The following is a 23,743-nucleotide window of genomic DNA, read 5'->3' on the forward strand; positions in this document are numbered from 1 at the left end:
TCCCTATTGGCTTTCCCGGGAAAATAAATGGAGGGCTATTCGTTATGGCCTGGATGCTGAGTTAGTAATGAATACAGAGGGAAAAATCAAATTAATGCGTGACGATTTGCAGGAGTGGTTTGAGAAATTAAAACCATACATCGATCAGCTTAATTATCAAACCTATTTTGCAACGCTTCAGGCTATTTTGGATTCAGGAACAAGTTCCGAACGTCAACGAAAAGTATTCGCCTATAATAATTGTTTTAAAGAGGTAGTGAAACATAATGTAAGCGAGTTTTTACTGCAAGTACCACTCTATAGACGTGAACTTGCGATCTCTTAAAGGAAAAAATTAAAGCGAGCAAAGCAGTTCTACTCCGTAACCTGCAAAACCCGCTGTATTTTTAAATTTTGCGTACCGCAGAGATGATATACTGCGGTCATAAAAAAATTTAAAAGACCGCATATTCATTGCCATCAAGTGCCCGCTACGTATTCAATTGCTTTTTCTAGGTTAAATGATTGCTTTGTAATACCACCTTATTATATACTTCATTCCAATGTATATGCAGGTCGTTTTATAGGCACGTAGCTCAGTGGTAGAGCACCACCTTGACATGGTGGTGGTCGGTGGTTCGATCCCACTCGTGCCTACCATGCAAATAAATCGTATTCCAGGAGCGCCCGCTTTCATTTGGGATGATGATTGACTCCTCTTAAATTAAGTTTTAAGCCCTGCCATGCAGGGTTTTTTTTTGAAAAGCAGTGCTTACGGGTAAAATTATGCCGAACATTAAATTGCCAGATGGAAGTATAAAACATTTTGAAGCGCCTTTAACTGTTTATGATGTCGCCCATAGTATAAGTCCAGGATTGGCTAAAGCTGCCTTGGCAGGTCGTGTCAATGAGCGTTTGGTGGATACTTCTTTTCTTATCGAAAATGATTGTGCGTTAGTTATCCTTACTGAAAAGCAAGAAGAAGCTCTTGAGGTTATTCGTCATTCCACTGCGCACTTACTCGCGCAGGCAGTTAAGAGTCTTTTTCCAACAGCTCAAGTGACCATAGGTCCTGTAATTGAAGATGGCTTTTATTATGATTTCGCATTCCAAAGGCCATTTACTCCCGAAGATCTCGAGTTAATCGAAGCAAAAATGGCGGACTTGGCCAAGGCAAATTATCCTGTAATGCGAAGAGAATTGGCTCGCGATGAGGCAATCAAGTATTTCAAAAGTATCGGCGAAGAATATAAAGCGAAGATTATTGCTGATATTCCTGTAGATGAAGTATTGTCTTTATATAAGCAGGGCGATTTTGAAGATCTTTGTCGTGGTCCTCATGTTCCTTCCACTGGATTTTTGAAAGCATTTAAGTTGACTAAATTAGCAGGGGCATACTGGCGCGGCGATTCTAATAATGAAATGTTGCAACGTGTGTATGGTACTGCCTGGGCGGATAAAAAATCTTTAGCTGATTATTTATTTCGTCTCGAAGAAGCCGAAAAACGTGATCATCGTAAATTAGGCAAGAGTTTAGAGTTGTTCCACTTCCAGGATATTGCCCCTGGAATGGTGTTTTGGCACCCCAAGGGTTGGACAATTTATCAAGAACTAGAACGTTATATGCGTAGCCGGCTGGCTGACTTTGGTTATCAAGAAATTAGAACTCCGCAATTAGTTGATCGGGTACTTTGGGAAAAATCCGGACATTGGGCTAATTTTAGAGATGAGATGTTTGTTACCGAGACAGAAAATCGTCACTATGCAGTGAAGCCAATGAACTGCCCGTGTCACGTGCAAGTATTCAATCAAGGTTTAAAAAGCTATAGAGATTTACCATTAAGATTTTCCGAGTTTGGTAATTGTCATCGCTGTGAACCTTCAGGCGCATTGCATGGTTTAATGCGTGTTCGTAATATGGTTCAGGATGATGCCCATATTTTTTGTACTGAAGATCAAATTCAATCAGAAGTGGCGATGATGCTTGAATTAGTTCAGTCTGTATATACCGATTTTGGTTTTAACGCGATTAAATATCGTCTGGCATTACGTCCTGAAAAGCGAGTTGGGAGTGATGAGGTTTGGGATAAAGCCGAGGCTGCGTTAAAACAAGCAATGAAAGATAGAAATATAGAATGGGTTGATGCTCCAGGTGAAGGTGCTTTTTATGGGCCTAAAATAGAATGCTCGTTAGCAGATTGTTTAGGTAGAATTTGGCAATGTGGAACCATACAAGTTGATTTTTCGATGCCAGGCCGTTTGGAGGCTTCATATGTTGCAGAAGACGGTAGCAAACAAACTCCTGTAATGTTGCATCGTGCAATTTTAGGCTCTTTTGAACGCTTTATGGGGATTTTAATAGAGCACTACGCTGGAAAATTACCTTTATGGTTATCTCCAGTGCAAGCAATCGTCATGACAATTAGTGAAAAGCAGAACGAGTATGCAAGTAAAATAACCCAAATTTTACAAAAAAAAGGTATTCGTGCCAACTATGACTTGAGAAATGAGAAAATTGGCTTTAAAATTCGCGAACATACTTTACAAAAAGTACCTTATCTTTTAGTAATAGGTGATAAAGAAGTTGAATCAAATCAGGTTGCTGTGCGCTCACGTGAAGGAGCAGACCTGGGTGTGATGACAATAGATACAATTTGTGATACCTTAGCGCAAGAAATTGCCGGAAAGGGTCATTTTTAATTAACAAGCAGGGGGGATTAAACCATTAGTGCACCAACTAAGCGTGAAAATGATCGCGCACGAATTAATGAACAGATCAATGTACCTGAGGTACGCTTAATTGATGTCGATGGTAATCAGGCAGGAATTGTCTCAACACGCGAAGCCCTGCGTGCAGCGGAAGAAGGTGGATTGGATTTGGTAGAAATATCTCCAACAGCCAAACCTCCTGTATGCCGTATTATGGATTATGGTAAATTTCTCTTTGAACTGAGTAAAAAACAAGCGGAAGCGAAGAAAAAGCAGAAGCAAATTCAGGTTAAAGAATTAAAATTCCGTCCTACGACGGAAGATGGAGATTATCAGGTCAAGCTACGCAACCTGATCCGTTTCCTAAATCATGGTGATAAAGTCAAAATTACGCTACGTTTCCGTGGCCGTGAAATGGCTCACCAAGAACTCGGTATGAAGATTCTTGAGCGTTTGCAGCAGGATACAGCTGAATTTGCTGTTGTAGAACAGCATGCGAAACGCGAAGGAAGACAATTACTGATGGTGTTATCGCCCAAAAAAACTAAGTAGCTGAAACAAATGCGGAGTATATTGTTATGCCGAAGTTAAAGTCACATCGCGGAGCATCTAAACGCTTCCGTAAGACAGCAAGTGGCGCGATTAAACGTCGCGGTGCTTATAGAAATCATATCCTCACCAAAAAGTCTACCAAAGCAAAACGACATTTGCGTGTAGAGGCAGGTACTTTGAAGCCATGCGATGCTCGTTTGGCAGAACGTATGTTGCACGGTAGTTAAGGGGAGAATGAAGAATGCCAAGAGTTAAACGTGGTGTGACAGCGAAAGCACGTCACAAGAAAATTTTAGACCAAGCAAAAGGTTATTACGGAGCCCGTAGCCGAACCTACCGCATGGCTAAACAAGCAGTAATTAAAGCAGGTCAATATGCCTATCGAGATCGACGCCAGAAAAAACGTCAGTTTCGTGCATTGTGGATTACGCGTATTAACGCACAAGCTCGTGAGTGCGGGTTATCATACAGCCGTTTAATTGATGGATTGAAAAAAGCATCAATTGAATTGGATAGAAAAATATTGGCTGATCTGGCTGTTCATGACAAAGTAGCTTTTGCTGCAATTGCTGAACAAGCTAAAGCTGCATTAGCAAAATAATCTTTATCAAAGGTAGCGCTGGATGACGCGTAGTAGAACTTGGGATCGGGTTCACCATGCTCCATACAGTCTACAGATTGGTTAATAACCTAGATAAGATGAAATTTATTTTAAGGAGGCTGCGGCCTCCTTTTTACTTGTGGGTATAATTATGCAGGATATCATCACCATACAAGAGCAGGCTTCTGAAGCAATTAAGAATGCACAAGATGTATCTGGATTGGAGTCAATCCGCGTTGATTTTTTAGGCAAGAAGGGCAAGCTAACAGAAATTTTAAAAAGCCTTGCACATCTCTCTGCCGAAGAAAAACCGAAAGTAGGTCAATTAGTAAATCAGGCAAAACGTGAGATCAGCACCTTGATTGAAACGAAAATGCATGAACTTAAAGAAAAACAATTATCGGAAAAGCTCTCTGCCGAACGTATCGATGTCACCCTTCCAGGACGTAAGAAAGAAAGCGGTTCATTGCATCCTGTGACCCAAGTGAAACACCGAATTAATGAATTTTTTAGTCGCATGGGCTTTGATATTGTTGATGGACCGGAAATAGAAACTGAATTTTATAATTTTGAGGCATTGAATATCCCCGGACATCATCCAGCCCGTGCAATGCATGATACATTTTATTTTGGTGACGGTCGATTATTGCGAACCCATACTTCACCAGTACAAATTCGAACTATGGAGCAACGCAAACCTCCTTTCCGCTTAATTGCCCCTGGCCGTGTCTATCGGTGTGACTCGGATTTGACTCACACACCTATGTTTCACCAAGTTGAAGGTTTGTTAATTGATAAGCACGCTACATTAGCCAGCTTAAAAGGATTACTAGAAGATCTTTTTGCCGATTTTTTCGGCCGCAAATTGGCGTTACGGTTTAGACCATCTTATTTCCCTTTCACAGAACCTTCCGCAGAGGTAGATATTGAATGTACTCAATGTAGTGGTAAAGGATGTCGTTCCTGTAAGTTCACTGGATGGCTTGAAGTTTTAGGCTGCGGTATGGTGCATCCGAATGTACTTAAAGCAGTGAATATTTCTCCAGATGAGTACCAAGGTTGGGCATTTGGTATGGGTATGGATAGATTGGCAATGTTGTATTACGGAATAGATGACTTACGTATGATGTTTGAAAATGATCTTACTTTTTTAAGTCAATTTTAAGAAATGTCGCTGGTTGCGATACTGGATTGTTTTCAGTATTGAAGTTCCATAGATGTGCGTGGTCTGCAGAAACTTAATAAACAGTTTAATAAGGTGGTAAGGACTATAAATGAAATTAAGTAAATTATGGTTACGTGAATGGGTAAATTTTTCATTAACTGAACAAGAATTAGCAAGTCAACTGACTATGGCTGGCTTAGAAGTGGATGCGGTGAGCCCAGTAGCAGGTGAGTTTACTCATGTAATCGTTGCTGAAGTTCTTAACACCCAACCTCATCCTAATGCGGATAAATTAACTTTATGCGAAGTGAACGCAAACTCTGATAAGCCGTTGCAAATTGTTTGTGGTGCTTCTAATGTAAGACCAGGGTTAAAGGTGGCCTTAGCAAAGATTGGAGCGCGCTTGCCAGGGGGGGTTAATATTAAAGAGTCTAAATTACGCGGTGAGCTATCCCAAGGAATGCTTTGCTCTGTTAGTGAATTAGGGATGGCCGAGCAATCTGAAGGCATTATGGAATTAGAAAGTGATGCGCCTGTAGGAATGGATCTACGCGAGTATTTGACTCTTGATGACCATATTTTTGATATTGATTTAACTCCCAACCGAGCCGATTGTTTTAGTGTTTTAGGCATTGCCCGTGAAGTAGCAGTTTTAAACAAATTACCCTTAGCGGCAAAAAGTATTGCCGAGGTGACTCCTAGCATTGATGATGTAGTGACCATCGAGTTAAAAAACACTGAAGCGTGCCCACGTTATTGCGGCCGAGTAATTCGTAATATAAATCCTAAGGCAAATACACCTTTGTGGATGAGTGAGCGTTTGCGTCGAAGTGGTATTCGCGCATTGCATCCAGTTGTGGATGTTATGAATTATGTAATGCTCGAATTAGGGCAACCTATGCATGCTTTTGATTTAGCAACAATAAAAGGTGAAATTCAAGTGCGTTTTAGCAACAACCAAGAACAGTTGAAATTGCTCGATAGCCAGGAATTAACTTTAAATGAAAAAGTATTGGTGATTGCTGATAAAGAAAAACCCTTGGCGATGGCTGGTATTATGGGGGGAGAAGCAAGTTCCGTACAAGCGCATACAGAAGACGTATTTTTGGAAAGTGCTTATTTTAATCCAATTGTCATAGCAGGTGTTGCCAGGAAGTTTGGTTTATTCAGCGACTCATCGCAACGCTTTGAACGAGGAGTCGATCCTTGCTTGCAGATAAAAGCATTGGAACGAGCTACCGCGTTAATTTTAGAAATAGCAGGTGGAAAACCTGGACCCGTTATTGAGGCTGAAGATAAAAAAGATTTACCAGGAACAGTGAGTTTTTCTTTCGATACAGATAAAGTCAAAAAATTAACCGGACTTAGTATTTCCCTCCAAGAAATGAAGAGTTTATTGGAAGGATTAGGTATCGTTATTGGAAAAGAACGAAATAATTTTCTTGATGTTACTATTCCTTCCCATCGTTTTGATATCCATCAGGATGTTGATTTAGTCGAAGAAATTATCCGCCTCTATGGTTATGATAATTTACAGGCTCAACCTACGTATACATTTGTGCGGGCCGGAAAAGCGTGTGGGAATGAAGAAATAGCGACAAAGCTTTCACATTGGTTCAGTAATCGAGGCTACCACGAAACAATCAGCTACAGTTTTGTCGATCCAGATCTACAAAATGAACTTTATCCTCATAAAGAGTTTATGCACTTGCTAAACCCCATTTCATCAGAATTATCACAAATGCGTGCGGGGATGTGGCCAGGATTGATCGCTTCAATGATTTATAATGTGCATCGTCAGCAAAATGCAATTAAATTCTTTGAAATTGGTGTGGTGTTTGATGTAACTAATGGACAACTTATTGAACGCTCTTGTGTTGCGGGCATACTGATGGGAGAGGAAGGAAGTGCTAATTGGAGTGAACCTACCCGGGGTTTTGATTTTTTTGATCTGAAAGGTGATCTGCAATCTTTATTCACTTCACTCAAATTAAAGCAAGTTGAATTCACTAAAGCGGAACATGATGCGTTACATCCTGGACAATCAGCCCAAATAAAGATAAATGGAGTGGCCGCTGGGTGGTTAGGTATGCTCCATCCACGTTTGGTGGACGCATTGGATTTGCAAGAGGATGTTTTGTTATTTGAAATCAATTTAGCGGCATTAATGGGATACGAAGCGCCACGCTATAAACCAATTTCAAAGTACCCACAAATACGTCGCGATTTATCTTTCTTAGTTAATGCTGAAATCAGTGTGATGCAAATTGAATCCGTTGTTCGATCGGCTATAAAAGAAAATTGGTTAAAATCTTTTGATGTGTTTGATGTGTATACCGGAGAAAGCGTTCCTCAAGGCAAGAAAAGCCTCGCGGTTGCCATGATTTTGCAAGATGAAAGCCGGACTTTGGTGGACGCAGAGATTAATTCTCTAATTAGTGCTATAATCAATACGTTAGAAAACAAATTTTCAATCATATTGAGGGAATAATCGTGAATGCACTGAGCAAAGCAATAATGGCAGAAACCTTGTGTGATGAATTAAAATTGTCTAAACCCGCATCAAAAGAAATGGTCGAGAATTTTTTTGAAGAATTGCGGTATGCTCTTGAGCATGGACATCATGTAAAATTATCAGGTTTTGGCAATTTTACATTAAGGGACAAGCCACAAAGGCCGGGTAGAAATCCAAAGACAGGGGAAGAAATTCCTGTGGTTGCCAGGAGGGTTGTAACGTTTAAACCTGGTTTGAAGTTAAAAACAAAAATTGAAGCGATTGAATCTTAGGAAAGTAACCATTGGCCTACTACAATAAACATGTTCTTATATGCACCAATCAAAAGGCTGCAGGAAAGCAATGCTGCGCCGATTCTGGCGGTGAAACGTATTTTGACTATATGAAGTCGCGACTCCTGGAGCTGGAAATCCATGGACCAGGTAAAGTTCGTGTGAGCAAATCAGGTTGCCTTGGGCGTTGCAGTTCCGGTCCATGTATCGTGATTTACCCTGAGGGTGTGTGGTACTCATATTCATCTTTTGCTGATATTGATAAAATTATAGAAAGACATTTGGTTTCTGGCAGTGTTGTCGAACAGCTGCTTATTGATCAAGAGTGATCAATAAGGCGAAGCCGAAATCCGGGCTTTGCTTCACGGCGGCCACGTCAAAATAGAGCAAAAATTATTATGATTTTTGTTTGAAATTTGTTATATTTACGCGGATTTAATTAATTGTTTATAATTTTTTATCCTTTTTACTTGTAGGATGTTTCTGTTTTGGTTAAAATCGCCCGTCCATGATAGAAGATTACCAATTTAGGCGGTTCGGAGTTCATTTAATGAAGACATTTAGTGCCAAAAGCCACGAAGTCAAACGTGACTGGTTAGTCGTTGATGCCAGCGATAAAGTTTTGGGTCGCTTAGCAACTGAAATTGCTCGTCGTTTACGTGGCAAGCATAAAGCTGAGTATACCCCCCATGTTGATACTGGAGACTACATTGTTGTTACAAATGCTGAAAAGGTCATTGTGACAGGTCGTAAGTTTACCAATAAGATGTACTATCGTCACACCGGATACCCTGGTGGAATAAAATCAGATAGTTTTCAAAAGTTACAGGCTAGAAATCCTGTTAGAATTATCGAACTTGCTGTTAAAGGCATGTTACCAAAAAATCCTTTAGGTAGAGAGATGTATCGCAAGCTAAAAGTATATGCTGGCAACGAACATCCACATACTGCACAGCAACCCAAGCAACTTGATATTGAGGAATAAGTATTATGGCTGAAGTGAAGCAATACTACGGCACAGGTCGTAGAAAAAGTTCAACAGCTCGTGTGTTTTTACGTCCAGGTAAAGGCGAGATAAAGGTAAATGGTCGTACTTTACAGGAATATTTTTGCCGTGAAACTTCTTGTATGGTTGTGATGCAACCATTAGAAACCGTTGACCTTGTTAATAAATTCGATATGTATATTACGGTTTCTGGCGGTGGAGTTTCTGGTCAAGCAGGTGCTGTACGCTTGGGCATCGCAAGAGCATTAGTTGCTTACGACGAAACAGGGTTGGCAGAAGATGCTGAACCTAATCCAAATTCTGTTCGTAGAAGACTTCGTGCACGTGGCTTATTAACCCGTGATTCACGTCGTGTTGAAAGAAAGAAAGTGGGCTTGCACAAAGCACGTCGTGCAACTCAATACTCAAAACGTTAATTGTGTATTGGTTAATAAACCCCGCCGATGCGGGGTTTTTTTTGTTTTACATAACCTGGCTGGAGCAAAGCGGGTCCGGAGATTACGAGATATGGACATTTCAACTTTCTGTGTATCGATTCGATTGGTTACTCAGGGTTATAACTGCAAAAGCATACATAAGTAGATATTATGGTGAATCAAATTACTGATCCTGATCAGGATAAAAATGATCTGCTAGATGAAGATCGTCGCCGGTTTTTGTTAACTACAACGTGTGTATTAGGAGGGATAGGGGCTCTGTGTGCCTTAACTCCCTTTGCTGTTTCTTGGTTACCAAGTGCCAAAGCACAAGCCGAAGGTGCACCAGTACAAGTTGATTTAAGCAAACTGGAGCCTGGTAATTTGGTGGTTGTTGAATGGCGTGGCAAACCTGTATGGATAATTAGACGAACTGAAGAAATGTTGCAACGCTTAACGACGTACTCCTCACGGTTACGTGATCCGAACTCGCTGACTAGACAGCAACCTTCTTATGCAAAAAATCAGCATCGTTCTATTAACCCAGAATATTTAGTACTCATTGGTATTTGCACTCACCTGGGCTGCTCGCCAAAATACAAACCACATCTTGGCGATCTAGGTCCTGATTGGCCTGGTGGGTTTTTCTGTCCTTGCCATGGATCTACTTTTGATCTTTCTGGCAGGGTTTTTAAAGATGTTCCTGCGCCGATCAATATGGAAGTGCCGCCATATTATTTTATCGATAAGCAAACTATTGTGATTGGCGAGGATAAAGCATAAATTTCATGTTGCGTAATATATCGTCCGGGTAATTTATGATTGCTAACAGAAGAAGGCTCGATAAATGAATAGACTCCTCAAGTGGCTCGATGTGCGTTTTCCTTTGATGAGCACCTGGAAAAATTACTTCAGTGCCTATTATCTTCCAAAAAATTTAAATTTTTTTTATTTTTTTGGTTCATTAGCTCTTGTGGTTTTAGTTAATCAATTTATCACTGGTCTGTGGCTGACTATGTTTTATACCCCAAGCGCTGAAGAGGCTTTTTCGTCAATAGAATACATAATGCGCGATGTTAATTTTGGTTGGTTATTTCGGTATATGCATTCAACAGGCGCCTCCGCATTTTTTATTGTTATTTACTTACATATGTTTCGTGGTCTACTTTATGGCTCATATCAAAAGCCACGAGAGCTCGTTTGGCTTTTCGGAGTGTTTCTCTACATTTTGCTACTAGCTGGCGCTTTTTTTGGTTATTTATTGCCTTGGGGGCAAATGTCCTATTGGGGAGCGGAAGTCATCACTTCATTGTTGAGTGCGATTCCTTATGTTGGTGAGCATCTTGTCGTTTGGTTAAGAGGCGATTACACTGTGGGTAATGCTACGTTGCAACGTTTTTTTGCGTTGCATGTTATTGCCATTCCATTTGTACTCTTTTTTCTGGTTTTCTTGCATGTCGTTGCCTTGCACAAGGTAGGCTCTAATAATCCGGATGGAATCGAAATCAAAAATAAGCTGGATGAAAAAGGAAAGCCTTTGGATGGAATTCCTTTTCATCCTTACTACATAGTTAAAGACTTAGTCATGGTGGTTGCATTTCTCACCCTATTTTTTGCAGTGGTGTTTTTTGCTCCTGAAATGGGGGGGTACTTTCTAGAGCATAATAATTTTACCCCTGCGAACCCTTTAATTACCCCAGATCATATTGCCCCAATGTGGTATATGGCCCCATATTACGCCATATTGCGAGCGATCCCCGATAAATTATTGGGGGTAGTGTGCATGGGGTTTGCACTATTAGCTCTTTTCTTTTTACCTTGGCTTGATCGTAGTCCTGTCCGCTCAATGCGCTACAAAGGAAATTATTCACGAATGATGCTATTTCTAGTGGTGACTGCTTTTATGCTATTAGGCTATTTGGGAACAATTCCAGTAACTCCTGTGCGTTTGTATTCAGCTCGTGCCTGTACTATATTGTACTTTGCCTATTTTTTGTTGATGCCTTTTTATACTCGGTTTGAAAAAACGCATCCATTACCCTCTCGCTTAGGAAGGAAATAATGCGTGCAGAAGGGGTGGTTTTTTACTTGTCTGTATGGTTTATTAGCTTACTTCTTAATTCAGTTGTACTGGCGCATTCAGCACAATTTGATATACAAAACAAGGCCACCCTGCAAAAGGGTGCCAGATTATTTATGAATTATTGTTCTGGTTGCCACTCTTTGAGCTATTTGCGCTATAATCAGATGGCTAAAGGATTAGGCATAACAGGATTTGATGGTCGCATAAATGAAGATTTATTAAAAAATAATCTGATTTTTACACAAGCAACAGTTAATGCTCCAATCCATATTGCTTTGCCACCCGAAGATGCAAAACAGTGGTTTGGGATAGTACCTCCGGATTTATCCTTAGTTGCTCGAGAAAAAGGAACAAAATGGCTCTATAGTTATTTAAATGGTTTTTATCGAGATGATTCTCGGCCTTTTGGAACGAATAACCGTGTTGCCCCTGATGTTGCTATGCCCAATATTTTAGAAACGTTGAATCATGAGCTATCCGAAGATGAGTTTAATAATAATTTACAGGATTTGGTTGCTTTTCTTGCATATGTTGGCGAGCCAGTACAATCAATACGATATCGGATAGGACTCTATGTAGTTAGCTTTTTATTCGTTTTATTTCTTGTTGTTCTCAGTTTAAAACGAGTTTATTGGCGAAAAAACGGCATAAAGTAACCCAAAAAGGTAAAAATGTGGTAAAGTGCAGGTTTTGTGTGTTGGTACTTACTTTTGTTATAGGTTGAATTAAATAGGAGTTGCTCATGGCAATTGTTGCGAAGCGCACTATAATGTCATTATTTTCCGATACAGATGATGTTTATAGCCATCAGGTTCGGATTGTTTTGGCTGAAAAAGGGGTAAATGTAGAAATTCTTGCTGCGAAGCAGGCAGAGCCCAGCGCTGATCTTTTATCGGTTAATCCATACGGGACAGTTCCTACTTTAATTGATAGGGAACTTGTGCTTTATGAACCACGTATTATTATGGAATATTTAGATGAGCGATTTCCTCATCCTCCATTATTGCCTGTCTACCCTGTTGCTCGTGCAGAGACACGAAAAATGATGCACAGGATTGAACACGACTGGTATTATTTGATGAATCGCATTTTAAAAGATGATAATGCAGAACAGGCCAGAACAAATTTATTCGAAAGCTTAATCGCGCTTGATCCTGTTTTTGCAGATAAATCTTATTTTTTAAGTGATGAGTTTTCTTTGTTGGATTGTGCGTTAGCACCTTTGTTGTGGCGTTTGCCTCGATTGGGAATTGAAGTTGCACCGGAGTTTAAAGGAATAATTGCTTACATGCAGCGCTTGTTTAAACGGGAATCGTTTCAAGCAAGTTTGACTGATGCTGAGCGACAACTAAGAGCGGCATAAATAATGACAATGACATCAAACAAACCTTATTTAATTCGCGCTGCCTATGATTGGATAGTAGATAACGAGCTGACTCCTTATATCCTGGTTAATGCAGCATATTCGGGTGTGCAGGTGCCGAGTGAACATGTAAACCATGATCGCATCGTGTTAAATATTTCTCCGGCAGCAACTCGCGGCCTTTTGCTGGAAAATGATCGAATTATCTTTACTGCGCGTTTTTCTGGGAAAACAGAACAGATTTTTGTTCCGCCAGGATCAGTATTAGAAATCTATGCTAAAGAAAATGGCAGAGGCATCGCTTTTGCTATCGAAGATGAAGAAGAGCCACCTCCAGCATCTTCTGGTTCATCAGGTGCTGAATCTGATAGTGCAACTTCTTCTAAAAGTAAGCCTTCGTTAAAATTAGTCAAGTAAAGGGAAGTAGCCTGGTGAAAGCGAAGACGAAACCCGGGAATTCTGAAACTCGGGTTTGATTCACTCTATCCTGGACTACATATAAGAAGCGTGTTCGAAATAGTAAATTTGGAGCACAAGGTGATCATACCGACAAACGCACTTTATCGTTGTGAACAAATTAGAGCTTGTGAGCAACAGGCTACTTCTTTATATCAATTAGACGAAAACGCACTTATGTCTCGTGCTGGAGCAGAGGCATTTTTTCTCATAACAAAGCTATATCCCCATGTTCGACATATTGCTGTGTATTGTGGCGCAGGAAATAATGCAGGTGATGGATATGTGGTGGCACGTCTGGCTCATGAGCATGGATTATTAGTGACAATTTACCAATGTAAGGCGGTAGCCGATCTTCCTATTGCAGCGCAACATGCAGCTTTAATGGCTATAAATGCAGGAGTTGAATGTCAATCTGCAGATGAACCATTAGACAGTGAAACAGAATTAGTTATTGATGCTCTGTTAGGGATTGGTCTGAAAGGACCTGTTCGCGGAGCTACTGTATCGGCGATTAATCAGATCAATACGAGTGGTCTCCCTGTCGTCGCGTTGGATATTCCCTCAGGACTTAACGCAGACACCGGTAAGGTAGAAAATTTTTGTGTTAAAGCCAATACAACTATAACGTTTATCGCCCAGAAAGCGGGTATGCATACCGCAGATGGTCCTGATTATTGTGGAGATATACACTGTTGTTCTTTACAACTTGATTCCTGTGTGACTCAGTTGACTCCTGCTGCATGTCTTTTAAATTCAAAAACCTTAGCTTTGCCGCTTGCCGAGCGGAAAAAAAACTCACATAAGGGAAATTATGGCCATGTTTTAATAATTGGTGGCGGGCCAGGAATGCCTGGGGCGATTAGCCTTGCAGCTAAAGCTGCAATGCGAACAGGCGCAGGTTCAGTAACTGTTGCAACTTGGCCTGAACACGCAAAGAGTGCCTTATCATTAATTCCTGAAGCGATGGTAAGTGCTGTGGGAACCGCTAAAGATTTAATACCGCTTTTAGATCGATCTACTGTGTGTATTATTGGCCCCGGGCTAGGAGAAAGTGAATGGGCTATTAATTTGTTTTTAATGGCAATTACATCACAATTACCTATGGTTATTGATGCATCAGCCTTAAGATTGTTAGCCGAAAACTCACAGATGGATGATAATTGGATATTAACCCCCCATCCTGGTGAAGCAGCTTGTTTGCTTTCCTGTACTACGGATTTGATTCAAAAAGATAGATATCAGGCGGCAGCAAACATCCAGAAGCAATACGGTGGAGTTGTTGTTTTGAAGGGGGCTGGAACCATAATCCAAACAGCAGAGAAAGATGTATGTGTTTGTCCTCGGGGCAACCCCGCTATGGCTAGTGCAGGTATGGGGGATGTGTTAAGCGGTATTATCGGAGGGCTTTGTGCCCAAGGATTTTCTTTGTCCGAAGCAGCACAATGTGGTGTATGGGCGCATGCAGTAGCTGGAGACCTGTTAGCAAAAAAAATTGGGGGAGCTGGTTTATTAGCCAGTGATTTGTTTGATGTTTTACCGCATGTTTTGAATTACCCTGAATGATGATAAATAACGAATCCAATACGGTTATGTCACTGAATTTACCTGATGAAACGGCGAGCGAAAATTTTGCCGCTCTTCTGGTTTCTTGTCTCTGTCCTTCCTTGATTATGACCTTTAGTGGTGATTTGGGGGCGGGTAAAACAACTATCATTCGCGCTATGTTGAGACATCTAGGCATTCAATCGGCAATCAAAAGTCCTACCTTTTCATTGGTAGAAAGTTACACATGCAATCATTTAACCATACACCATTTCGATCTCTACCGAATACACCATGAGGAAGAGTTGGAATATATGGGATTCAGGGATTATTTTACCCAGGAGAGTATCTGTTGTATTGAATGGGCGGAACATGCCGGAGGAGCATTGCCGCATGTAGATATTCGTTTTAAGTTAGGTATTAAAGGGGCTGGACGTGAAATGCAAATTACGGCATTAAGTGCAGCGGGTAAAAGAATTTTAGCTCGCCTGGCAGGTGAAAGATGATATTTCGCTCATGGTGTTTTGTTGTCATGTTTTTTTGCTCTATTGCAACATTTAGTGCTCAACTACAGTCTGTTGTTGTAAAACAGCAGGGAAACTGGACTTCACTTTTTCTCACAATTAATGGTCCGTTTACCCATAAATTATTTTTTTTGGAGCATCCTGAGCGTGTTGTATTGGACTTAAAGGGAACACAACTCGCTGTGAATTTAAATAAATTGGGGTTAATTAATGGACTGGTAAAACAAGTCCGCAGTGGGCATTCTGAACCTAGAACCTTAAGATTAGTTTTCGAAGTGACTCAAAAAGTACAACTGAGATCATCTCCGTGGAAACCTAGTGGTGCTTTTGGTGGTATACGTGTTGATTTAATACATAATGGCCGCCTAGTTGCACCAAGTATTCCTAAAACAGCACCTATCTTGCCGAAAACATACACTACACCGAAAATACAACAGGCTAAATTACCTGCAAAAATTGCACCCAAGCAACCAGTACACCCGATTTTAGCAAACCAGAATCCGATTAAAGTGAGCAGCAGACCGTCTAAATTGCGTGATGTTATTATTGTTTTGGATGCTGGACATGGGGGTAAGGATCCTGGAGCTCGTGGTCCACGTAATTCCCGAGAAAAAGATGTAGTTTTGGCAATTACTTTAAAACTAAAACAATTAATCGACCGGCAGCCTGGTATGCGCGCAGTATTGACACGTTCGGGAGATTATTACGTGGGTCTCCGACAAAGACTGGATATTGCTAGAAAATATAATGGTGATATTTTTGTTGCCATCCACGCAGATGCCTTTAATAACCCTCATTCGAATGGTGCTTCGGTCTTTGCTTTATCACAAAGAGGGGCAACAAGTGAGGCCGCACGCTGGCTTGCAGAAAAGGAAAACTATTCTGAATTAGGCGGGGTAAATTTAGGTGATTTGGATGATCAGAACGGTGTTGTCCGCTCGGTGCTTATTGATTTATCACAAACAGCCACGATTAATTCAGGTTTACAAATGGGGGGGCGTGTTTTAAGTCAACTTGGTAATTTTACTAATTTACATAATAACAAAGTGGAACAAGCCGGATTTATGGTTTTGAAGTCTGCTGATATTCCTTCGATTTTAGTAGAAACAGGATTTATTTCAAATCCTATAGAGGAACGAAATCTAACTAACCCTGCTTATCAAGCTCGGTTGAGCCAAGCAATTTTTCAGGGAATTAAAGGATACTTCTGGGAAAATCCTCCTCACGGCTCGCGCATTGAAGCAATGACGACGAATAATATCCATCTGGTTCGTGCTGGAGAAACCTTACCTGCTATCGCTGCACGATATCATGTTTCGGTTGCGGCGCTACAATCCATGAATCATTTGCGCGGCATTACTCGACTTAAACCAGGACAAAAATTGGTGATACCTCAGGCATGGGCATAAGAATTCAGCAACTACCACCGTTCATAGCAAATCAAATTGCCGCGGGAGAAGTAATAGAGCGGCCTGCATCAGTAGTGAAGGAACTCCTGGAAAATTCTTTTGATGCAGGTGCGGATGCGATTAGTATAGAAATAGGTTATGGCGGCTTAAATCAAATAAAAATCAGTGATAATGGAATTGGCATCGTAGCAGAAGACTTGCCCTTGGCAATTGCTGCGCATGCGACCAGTAAAATCAGTACACTGAATGACTTATACGCAATTGATAGCATGGGTTTTCGTGGCGAGGCATTAGCCAGTATTGCTTCTGTAGCAAAAGTCACGATTAGCTCCAAGCCGGAACAGCAAGAAACGGCGATGATGCTGCGCGTACAGGGTACAGAAAGAACGATTGTCCCCTGCGCTCGCACCATGGGAACGACAATTGATGTTGTTGATTTATTTTTTAATGCACCTGTACGAAAACGATTTTTAAAAAGCGAAAAACTAGAATTTCAAGCAATCGAAACAGTAGTGAAACGTTTTGCTTTAAGTGCTCCTGGGATTGCATTAACATTGAAACATAATGGGAAACAGGTTTTATCTCTTCCTGCTGCAATCAATGAACAAACTCGTTTAACACGTATGGCTCGAATAGTGGGCAGTGCTTTTGTAAAAGAGTCAATTTATCTTGATGTAGAGCATGGTGCAATGAAGCTCTGTGGATGGATAAGTAGTTTCAATTTTCAGCGCAGCCAGAATGATCGATTATGGGTTTATATTAATCAGCGCATGGTAAAAGATAGATTAATCTACCAGGCGCTGAAACAGGCTTATGATGGCTTATTATATCCTGGTCGTTTTCCTGCCTGTGTGTTGTATTTGACGATTGACCACGCAGAGGTAGATGTGAATGTGCATCCTACCAAGCATGAGGTGCGCTTTCAGCAGCCCCGTTTAGTTTTTGATTTTTTTAAGTCACAATTGACTGCCGCATTAAAGTCAAAAAATGAGCTCAATGAAGAGACTTCATATTCGTCCTTCGAGCAAAAGAGTCATGTTCAAGTTCAAGAAATTTATGAGCCTTACCCTAAATTGGCCCCATCAAGCAAAAGTGTTTATAATTTAGAAACCGAATTACCCTGGATTATTTTAAATAGACGATACATTTTGGCGTTCATCCATCAACAACCGTATATTGTTGATGTGGTGACCTTGCATCAATATAGATTGCAGGAGCAAATGTCCCAATTAGTTTTACCTTTGGCAAGTAGGCCTTTGTTGGTGGCGATGCGTTATTCCTTTCCTCAAAAATTTCAAGGTAGTTCTTTGGCGCTGGAGCAATATCTCAAGCAATTAGGAATGAATCTTGAATGGTTAGGAGCTAATGAAGCAGTCATTCGCAGTATACCGCTTTGTATGCCCCATTTAGATTTGCGCTTATTCTTGGATTCTGTTGCTGCTTGTGATGTAGTGAATCAGAATACCTTGTTTGAATTAATGAATCGATCGCAAATATTTGATCCCAGGCTTTTAAGTCTTGAGGAAAAAAGGGAATTAAATGAGTTATTCCTTAGACTATATAATGAGGCAAATAAAAAGCCGGGGCTATTTAAAATGTTGACGAGCGAAGATTGTAAAAAATTATTGCTTGTATGAATGTTACATTTTGATCTTTATTGTATCCTGGCTGCCGTTAAGCGAACCAAGGAGTCAATACTCCAACAAGCACGGGATTCGCTGCCATCACACCCAGGCTATATGAAAGGAAAATTTGTTTTTAATTGAGATAATGAATGGTTAAATTAATTTTTTGTTTGATGGGACCAACTGCCTCAGGAAAAACGGCTTTAGCCTGTGAATTAGTAACACGATATCCTTTTGAAATTATTAGTGTTGATTCGGCAATGATTTATCGTGATATGAATATAGGAACTGCCAAACCAACTCCCCAGGAGTTGCACATAACACCGCATCACTTAATAGATATAAAAGATCCCAGAGAGTCCTATTCTGCTGCTCAATTTTGTACCGATGCTTTATCTTTGTGTGATGCGATCATCAAAAAAGGTAAAATCCCTTTGCTTGTCGGGGGAACGATGATGTATTTTAATGCATTACAAAAAGGTTTATCTGCTTTGCCTGAGGCGAATCCGGTGATACGTCAGCAATTGGAAGAGGAGGCAGCATTATTGGGTTGGCCTATTCTGCACCAAAAACTGGTACAGATTGATCCCGAATCTGCTGCACGAATTCATGCTCATGATGCACAACGAATTCAACGTGCATTAGAAGTATATTATGTAACTGGTAAAACCCTGTCTGCATTACTTAAAAAGCATAAGGAAAAGCCAGATTATCATTTTGTGAATTTTATTCTTTTTCCGGAACAAAGAGCTTGGCTGCACGAACGCATTGCACAACGTTTTGATCATATGTTAACTGAAGGTTTTATTGAAGAGGTAAAACAGTTACAACAAAAATGGCATTTAACCATAAACTTACCTTCCATGCGTTGTGTGGGATATAGGCAAGCTCTTGAATATCTTCAAGGTGATTATGAATATCCTATAATGCGCGACAAAGGGATTGCTGCTACCCGGCAATTGGCGAAACGTCAATTAACTTGGCTCAGGCATTGGGGAGATGCTTTATATTATGATCCACAAAGTGGGGCTTTTCGCGATGAGCTTCTAGCGAAAATTGAGGAAATATTAGATAATCCTATTAAATAAGATCTAAAGGAACAACATGTTAAAAGCCAAAAAAAAAGAACCTGCGAGTACAAAAAAAAATTATGTAGTTCACCCTAATGAATTACCTCTGAGCTGTCCGACAAAAGATATGGTTTTGTGGAATGCTCATCCTAAGGTTTATTTACCTATTGAAAAAACCGGTGTAGAAGTCTGTCCTTATTGTGGTTCACGGTTTGTTTTACAGAATGATTAAATCCATTTGTATTGTACGTTTATCTGCATTAGGTGATGTTCTAATGGCGGTTCCGCTCATTAGAACTTTACAAGCCAATCTACCGCAAGCCAAGTTGACTTGGATTATTTCCAGGCCTGCTTTTGATTTGGTAGAGGGGATGGATGGAGTAGAATTCATTTTAATTGATAAACCGAACAGTATTTTGGACTATTGGCGTTTTAAAAAACAAATGAAGGGACGTATCTTTGATGTATTATTGGCGCCGCAAGCAAGTCTCAGAACAAATTTACTTTATCCCCTGATCAAAGCAAAAAGAAAAATAGGTTACGATGAGCATCGAGCAAATGATGCACATGGCTTATTTGTTAATGAACGAATTACTCCAGGCTTAGAACATACCTTGGATGGTTTTTTGAAATTTGCACAAGCATTAGGAATAAAGGAGCGTGTTATTCGCTGGGATTTACCTATTTCTTCTGCAGATTATGAATGGGCAAAGCAACAGTTACCAACACAAGGACCAATTTTGGTAGTTAATCCGGCGGCAAGTAAACCTGAACGCAGTTGGCCTGTTGCCCGTTATATTGATGTCTTGCAAAAAGCACAAGAACAATGGAATGTGCAGATAGTCATTACAGGAGGACCGATTGATTTTGATAAACATTTGGCAGAGCAGATTTCGCAAGTGATTCCTGCTGCAATTAATCTCGTTGGTAAAACCAAACCCAAACAATTATTAGCCCTTATCAGCAAAGCAACAGTAGTTCTTTGCCCGGATACGGGGCCCTCGCATATGTCTACTGCGGTAAATACTCCGGTTGTTGCCTTACACGCGGTGACTAACCCGCTTATTTCTGGGCCTTATCTTTTTCAACATTTGGTTGTAAATCATTATCCTGAAGCTGCAGAAAAAATTCTTGGCAGTAAGTGTATTGAAGATGTTTGGGGACAGCATGTACATGGCGAGGAGCCTATGCAACTGATTTCAGTCGCAGAGGTCATGGAGAAGTTAGCAACCGTTTTAGATGGATATAATCAGCAGCCTAATTGATTTTTGTAGCCTGGCGCAGTGCGAGGCTACATTATTGTCTAACCTGCTTTGCTGCGTTAATGAGAGTTTGAAAAACTCGCCTCATCCAAAACTGATTCGCTTTGCTGTCGAGGTATTTCCTGACTTTTATAGGATCTGCTGAGGAAAAAATCATTCGTCTTCTCCCAGACTGTTGTATCAACTGGCTCCGATAAACCAGGATCATCTCTTGAGGCGCTGCTTGGACGGTATTCACTTGTATCTTGGATACATGATCCAGGCAGTAAAGCGGTGGATAGGATACCAATGAACACACCAATCAGGCTGAGTGCGGATAAAGTACATGCACTACTAAATCCTATAGCTGCTCCAGCTGTAAATGCTAAAAGCGGTAAGGTCAATCCTCCTGTTGCAATGGTTGCTACTAAAACGCTACTGATGAGCAGGGTGCTTGCTGCCAACAATAAGCCAATTGATAGATTGGAGCTTAATAGTTTTTTAGGCCATGAAGTCTCTTTATCTAGAGCCGAGTCGATGTTGAGCTGAGTTCGATAAGAGTTAAATAAGACAAAAAGTGTTGTTGACAGCATAATAGCCATTGGGATTAATGGAGGAACAGCGACACCTGCTATAGAAAAACTAATAATAAAAGCAAGAAAAGCAATGGTGCTATAAATGAGTATTCCTTTGTTTTGGGTCATATTTTGTTGTAGGGCGCGATTTAATTTATTGTGTTTAAATATATAATCCAATGAACCATTCAAAGTAATGTCAGTAAAAAATGCTGATTTATCATTAGAGTCCATTGCGCAACTAACGCCTCCTTTTTCAGAAACTATCCGACAACAAGGCGCATCATTTAAGCCATCTCCTACAAACCACACCCCTTTAGGATTACTTCCTTCTGCACTCATTATTTTTCTTAAAAATGCCTCTTTATTTTTTGGTGTTTGCCCTGCATGAATATCCTCTTCATTAAAAATAGAGCCCATTTGTTTATTAAAGCCTTGGGCTGATAAAAGGTTATCTCCGGTTAACATAATAATTTTTTTACCTTCCCTTTTTAACCGGGTGAGTACCTCAATGGCTCCTTTTCTTACTTCGTGTTTCACATAGATAACCCCTTTATAGATGCCATCTTCTGCTACGCAGACTGCTGAAAAGCCTCGTTCGATTTTTGATTTATTTAGTTCAGGAGGAATAATCCCTCTGTCTCTTAAGTATTCAACGCTTCCAATTCGGATTACTCTTCCTTGCACTCGCGCTGAGAGTCCTCGATTTTGGTGGTCTATAGTGCATTCGCTTATTTCATCAAAAAGAAGTTGATTATTGATAGTAGCTTCATAATATTTTTGAATTGCTTTAGCAAGAGGATGCTCTCTGCCATATGCTTTTTCCAATAAATAGATTCTTTGCCATAATGACCGATTTTTTATAGAAATGTTGGACGATTCAACAACGGAGTTTCCTGTCGTTAATGTTCCTGTTTTATCAAAAACTACAGTATGTATTTCATCAGATTGTGGTGTAATTAAACTGTCATCACGCAATTGGATTCCTTTATTATTACGATGATGGATGCTGATGAGCTGCGGTAATTGATGAGCAATCGCAATAGTACAAGGACAGACAGAGAACAAAATGCCAATGATGTTTTGTATTACTAGAGGAATAGTCGCTATTCCTAATCCGATTGGAGTAAAAATAGCCGCCAAAAGACCAATGATAACAAGCCCTGTATAAAGATAAGCAAATTTGGGAGTTTCATTTTTTGGGGGGGGCGGCGATTCTTTAGCCCGGTTTGAGCTAAAGAGCAGGGTATTAACAGTACTGTTATAGGAGTTTTTCTCAGCGTACACAGTAACCTTTTCTCCAAGGTTAATAGCACCTGAAGGAATATGCTGCCATAGTCGTTTTGTTTGATGCGGTTCGCCAGTCAGCAGCGATGCATCAATTACTGTGTTGCCTTGAATTAAAATACAATCCACTGGAAAACACTCACCAGCGTTAACTTCGATGAGCATTCCTTTTCTTAGAAGATTTCTTCTTTCTTCTCTTGTTTCTTTATTTTTTAATAATTTTTGAATAAATAGGCAGTCCTGTTCTTCTGTATTTAGTTGTGAAGAAGTTTCTAAGTGGTGGGGAACCTTAGATGAGAGCGCGTGGTTAATTTTTTCTGATAAGGGCTCGAGTTCAAGTTGAGTGAGCGGATAACAACGGTACGACTCTGCCATTTGAGGAAATAATGTTTTAATTCCTTTCAATTGAATTTTTTTTGATTTTTCAACAACAAGACGTTTAATCTCGTCCATACTATTGATGCAAGCAATCAACATTGCTGGCATCATAAAGTTCATAAAAATCATAGAAAAACTGCTTGCCAAAGGCATGCTTATGGCATGAAAAAGTGTGTGAGCCATAGATAAAAACCAGCCTAGGCTAATTGTTGTTGCCATATTGGCAAAATTTTTAGTACGTAAGTTATGCCAAAAAGCAACTAAGTACTCTCGAGCGGTAAATGCAGTTGAAAAAAAAGTAAGAGCGGTCAAACCAATAGTTAGAATTATTGATGGAGGAAATATAAGTGTTGAAGCAAGTACGACGCCCATGCACAGTAGGTTGATAAGGATATTAATCCAATTCTTTTTGACGTTTGGTTTATTCCCTTCCTCTTGTTGTTCATCAATGATGTCAAAATAAACATCTTTCTTAATCTTTTCAAAGATAACAGAATCAAAATCTGCTATACGAATAAAATTATTTTCCTCACTTTCAATGGAAATAGTGAATCGATGAATCCCTAAACCAGCAGGTTCCGCATCTATGATAAGTCGTGCATCTGTAGGAAGAATCTTTTTTTCAATACAATCATTGATGCACGTATGAAGAAGGCTTTGTATTGAATTACCACAACCATCAAAGCACATGATGCCAGAGACTAAGAACGATTTTTGAAAGATAATAGTTTTTGACATAGGAAAATGAGCAAGCAAATGCGTCAATTTAAATTACTTTGACCCAAATGTCATCAATATTTAGCTGTTATTTTAACTAAATTACCTAAGACGCTCTATCCGTTATCAGTCGGTCTTTTATGCATGAATCATAAACCCTGTTTTTAAAATTTGTTAGGATTGTGTTATAAAACTGTAGTTTGGTTTAAGGTGCACCCTGATAGAACCTATTAACGATGAAGTAATGTATTTAAA

The 23,743-nt window shown here is 40.1% G+C and carries 24 protein-coding genes and 1 tRNA gene; 24 read left to right on the forward strand and 1 reads right to left on the reverse strand.

Features of this window, described 5'->3' with window-relative positions; translation table 11 throughout:
- The 24 genes from Lpar_RS01270 to Lpar_RS01385 all read left to right on the forward strand — a co-directional run.
- Window positions 1–325 (forward strand): glutamate-cysteine ligase family protein (locus tag Lpar_RS01270; protein ID WP_475001237.1); only part of this gene is annotated, 325 nt, incomplete at its 5' end.
- Between the two features lie 239 nt (window positions 326–564).
- A tRNA-Val gene (locus tag Lpar_RS01275) sits at window positions 565–639 on the forward strand.
- 126 nt (window positions 640–765) lie between these two features.
- A complete protein-coding gene (gene thrS, locus Lpar_RS01280) occupies window positions 766–2,679 on the forward strand; it encodes a threonine--tRNA ligase (protein ID WP_058516195.1) in 1,914 nt (637 codons plus the stop codon).
- A 24-nt stretch (window positions 2,680–2,703) separates the two neighbouring features.
- Window positions 2,704–3,240, forward strand: coding sequence for a translation initiation factor IF-3 (infC, locus tag Lpar_RS01285; RefSeq protein WP_040523000.1), 537 nt, complete (start codon window positions 2,704–2,706; stop codon window positions 3,238–3,240).
- 26 nt (window positions 3,241–3,266) lie between these two features.
- The gene (gene rpmI / locus Lpar_RS01290) at window positions 3,267–3,467 is read left to right on the forward strand and encodes a 50S ribosomal protein L35 (protein WP_019234612.1); all 201 of its coding nucleotides are present in this window, start codon (window positions 3,267–3,269) and stop codon (window positions 3,465–3,467) included.
- A 14-nt stretch (window positions 3,468–3,481) separates the two neighbouring features.
- Window positions 3,482–3,841 carry a 50S ribosomal protein L20 gene (gene rplT / locus Lpar_RS01295; RefSeq protein ID WP_058516196.1) on the forward strand — a complete coding sequence of 120 codons (360 nt, stop codon included), beginning with the start codon at window positions 3,482–3,484 and terminating at the stop codon, window positions 3,839–3,841.
- A gap of 151 nt (window positions 3,842–3,992) precedes the next feature.
- Complete coding sequence (gene pheS / locus Lpar_RS01300; protein ID WP_058516197.1) at window positions 3,993–5,006, forward strand: phenylalanine--tRNA ligase subunit alpha; 1,014 nt, start codon at window positions 3,993–3,995, stop codon at window positions 5,004–5,006.
- Between the two features lie 109 nt (window positions 5,007–5,115).
- Complete coding sequence (pheT, locus tag Lpar_RS01305; RefSeq protein WP_058516198.1) at window positions 5,116–7,497, forward strand: phenylalanine--tRNA ligase subunit beta; 2,382 nt, start codon at window positions 5,116–5,118, stop codon at window positions 7,495–7,497.
- Window positions 7,498–7,499: 2 nt separating this feature from the next.
- Entirely contained in the window at window positions 7,500–7,793 is a 294-nt protein-coding gene (locus Lpar_RS01310; RefSeq protein WP_058516199.1) for an integration host factor subunit alpha, read from the forward strand.
- 11 nt (window positions 7,794–7,804) lie between these two features.
- On the forward strand, window positions 7,805–8,122 hold the full coding sequence (locus Lpar_RS01315; RefSeq protein WP_058516200.1) for a (2Fe-2S) ferredoxin domain-containing protein: 318 nt from the start codon (window positions 7,805–7,807) through the stop codon (window positions 8,120–8,122).
- A 221-nt stretch (window positions 8,123–8,343) separates the two neighbouring features.
- Window positions 8,344–8,778, forward strand: coding sequence for a 50S ribosomal protein L13 (rplM, locus tag Lpar_RS01320; protein ID WP_058516201.1), 435 nt, complete (start codon window positions 8,344–8,346; stop codon window positions 8,776–8,778).
- A 5-nt stretch (window positions 8,779–8,783) separates the two neighbouring features.
- Complete coding sequence (gene rpsI, locus Lpar_RS01325; protein WP_058516202.1) at window positions 8,784–9,215, forward strand: 30S ribosomal protein S9; 432 nt, start codon at window positions 8,784–8,786, stop codon at window positions 9,213–9,215.
- Between the two features lie 171 nt (window positions 9,216–9,386).
- On the forward strand, window positions 9,387–9,998 hold the full coding sequence (petA, locus tag Lpar_RS01330) for a ubiquinol-cytochrome c reductase iron-sulfur subunit (RefSeq protein WP_058516203.1): 612 nt from the start codon (window positions 9,387–9,389) through the stop codon (window positions 9,996–9,998).
- 64 nt (window positions 9,999–10,062) lie between these two features.
- Window positions 10,063–11,277 (forward strand): cytochrome b, encoded by a 1,215-nt coding sequence (locus Lpar_RS01335; RefSeq protein ID WP_058516204.1) that lies wholly within the window; start codon window positions 10,063–10,065, stop codon window positions 11,275–11,277.
- Window positions 11,277–11,954 carry a cytochrome c1 gene (locus Lpar_RS01340; RefSeq protein ID WP_058516205.1) on the forward strand — a complete coding sequence of 226 codons (678 nt, stop codon included), beginning with the start codon at window positions 11,277–11,279 and terminating at the stop codon, window positions 11,952–11,954. Before Lpar_RS01335 ends, Lpar_RS01340 begins: the two co-directional genes overlap by 1 nt.
- An 86-nt stretch (window positions 11,955–12,040) precedes the next feature.
- Entirely contained in the window at window positions 12,041–12,661 is a 621-nt protein-coding gene (sspA, locus tag Lpar_RS01345; protein WP_058516206.1) for a stringent starvation protein SspA, read from the forward strand.
- A 3-nt stretch (window positions 12,662–12,664) separates the two neighbouring features.
- Entirely contained in the window at window positions 12,665–13,078 is a 414-nt protein-coding gene (locus Lpar_RS01350; RefSeq protein WP_058516207.1) for a ClpXP protease specificity-enhancing factor, read from the forward strand.
- 120 nt (window positions 13,079–13,198) lie between these two features.
- Window positions 13,199–14,683: an NAD(P)H-hydrate dehydratase gene (locus Lpar_RS01355; protein ID WP_420324242.1), complete on the forward strand. Its 1,485-nt coding sequence runs from the start codon at window positions 13,199–13,201 to the stop codon at window positions 14,681–14,683.
- Window positions 14,680–15,168, forward strand: coding sequence for a tRNA (adenosine(37)-N6)-threonylcarbamoyltransferase complex ATPase subunit type 1 TsaE (tsaE, locus tag Lpar_RS01360; RefSeq protein WP_058516208.1), 489 nt, complete (start codon window positions 14,680–14,682; stop codon window positions 15,166–15,168). Before Lpar_RS01355 ends, tsaE begins: the two co-directional genes overlap by 4 nt.
- Complete coding sequence (locus Lpar_RS01365; protein ID WP_058516209.1) at window positions 15,165–16,595, forward strand: N-acetylmuramoyl-L-alanine amidase; 1,431 nt, start codon at window positions 15,165–15,167, stop codon at window positions 16,593–16,595. Before tsaE ends, Lpar_RS01365 begins: the two co-directional genes overlap by 4 nt.
- Entirely contained in the window at window positions 16,586–18,232 is a 1,647-nt protein-coding gene (gene mutL / locus Lpar_RS01370; RefSeq protein WP_058516210.1) for a DNA mismatch repair endonuclease MutL, read from the forward strand. The genes Lpar_RS01365 and mutL overlap by 10 nt, the downstream gene beginning before the upstream one ends.
- A gap of 137 nt (window positions 18,233–18,369) precedes the next feature.
- Window positions 18,370–19,308 (forward strand): tRNA (adenosine(37)-N6)-dimethylallyltransferase MiaA, encoded by a 939-nt coding sequence (gene miaA / locus Lpar_RS01375; protein ID WP_058516211.1) that lies wholly within the window; start codon window positions 18,370–18,372, stop codon window positions 19,306–19,308.
- A 16-nt stretch (window positions 19,309–19,324) separates the two neighbouring features.
- Entirely contained in the window at window positions 19,325–19,522 is a 198-nt protein-coding gene (locus Lpar_RS01380) for a zinc-finger domain-containing protein (protein ID WP_058516212.1), read from the forward strand.
- On the forward strand, window positions 19,515–20,555 hold the full coding sequence (locus tag Lpar_RS01385) for a glycosyltransferase family 9 protein (protein WP_058516213.1): 1,041 nt from the start codon (window positions 19,515–19,517) through the stop codon (window positions 20,553–20,555). Before Lpar_RS01380 ends, Lpar_RS01385 begins: the two co-directional genes overlap by 8 nt.
- Before the next feature lie 56 nt (window positions 20,556–20,611).
- Here Lpar_RS01385 and Lpar_RS01390 read toward each other — a convergent pair whose 3' ends face one another.
- Window positions 20,612–23,536 (reverse strand): HAD-IC family P-type ATPase, encoded by a 2,925-nt coding sequence (locus tag Lpar_RS01390; RefSeq protein ID WP_237759323.1) that lies wholly within the window; start codon window positions 23,534–23,536, stop codon window positions 20,612–20,614.
- Window positions 23,537–23,743 lie beyond the last annotated feature (207 nt).

It is taken from the genome of Legionella parisiensis (genome assembly GCF_001467945.1).
Classification (GTDB): Bacteria; Pseudomonadota; Gammaproteobacteria; order Legionellales; family Legionellaceae; genus Legionella; species Legionella parisiensis.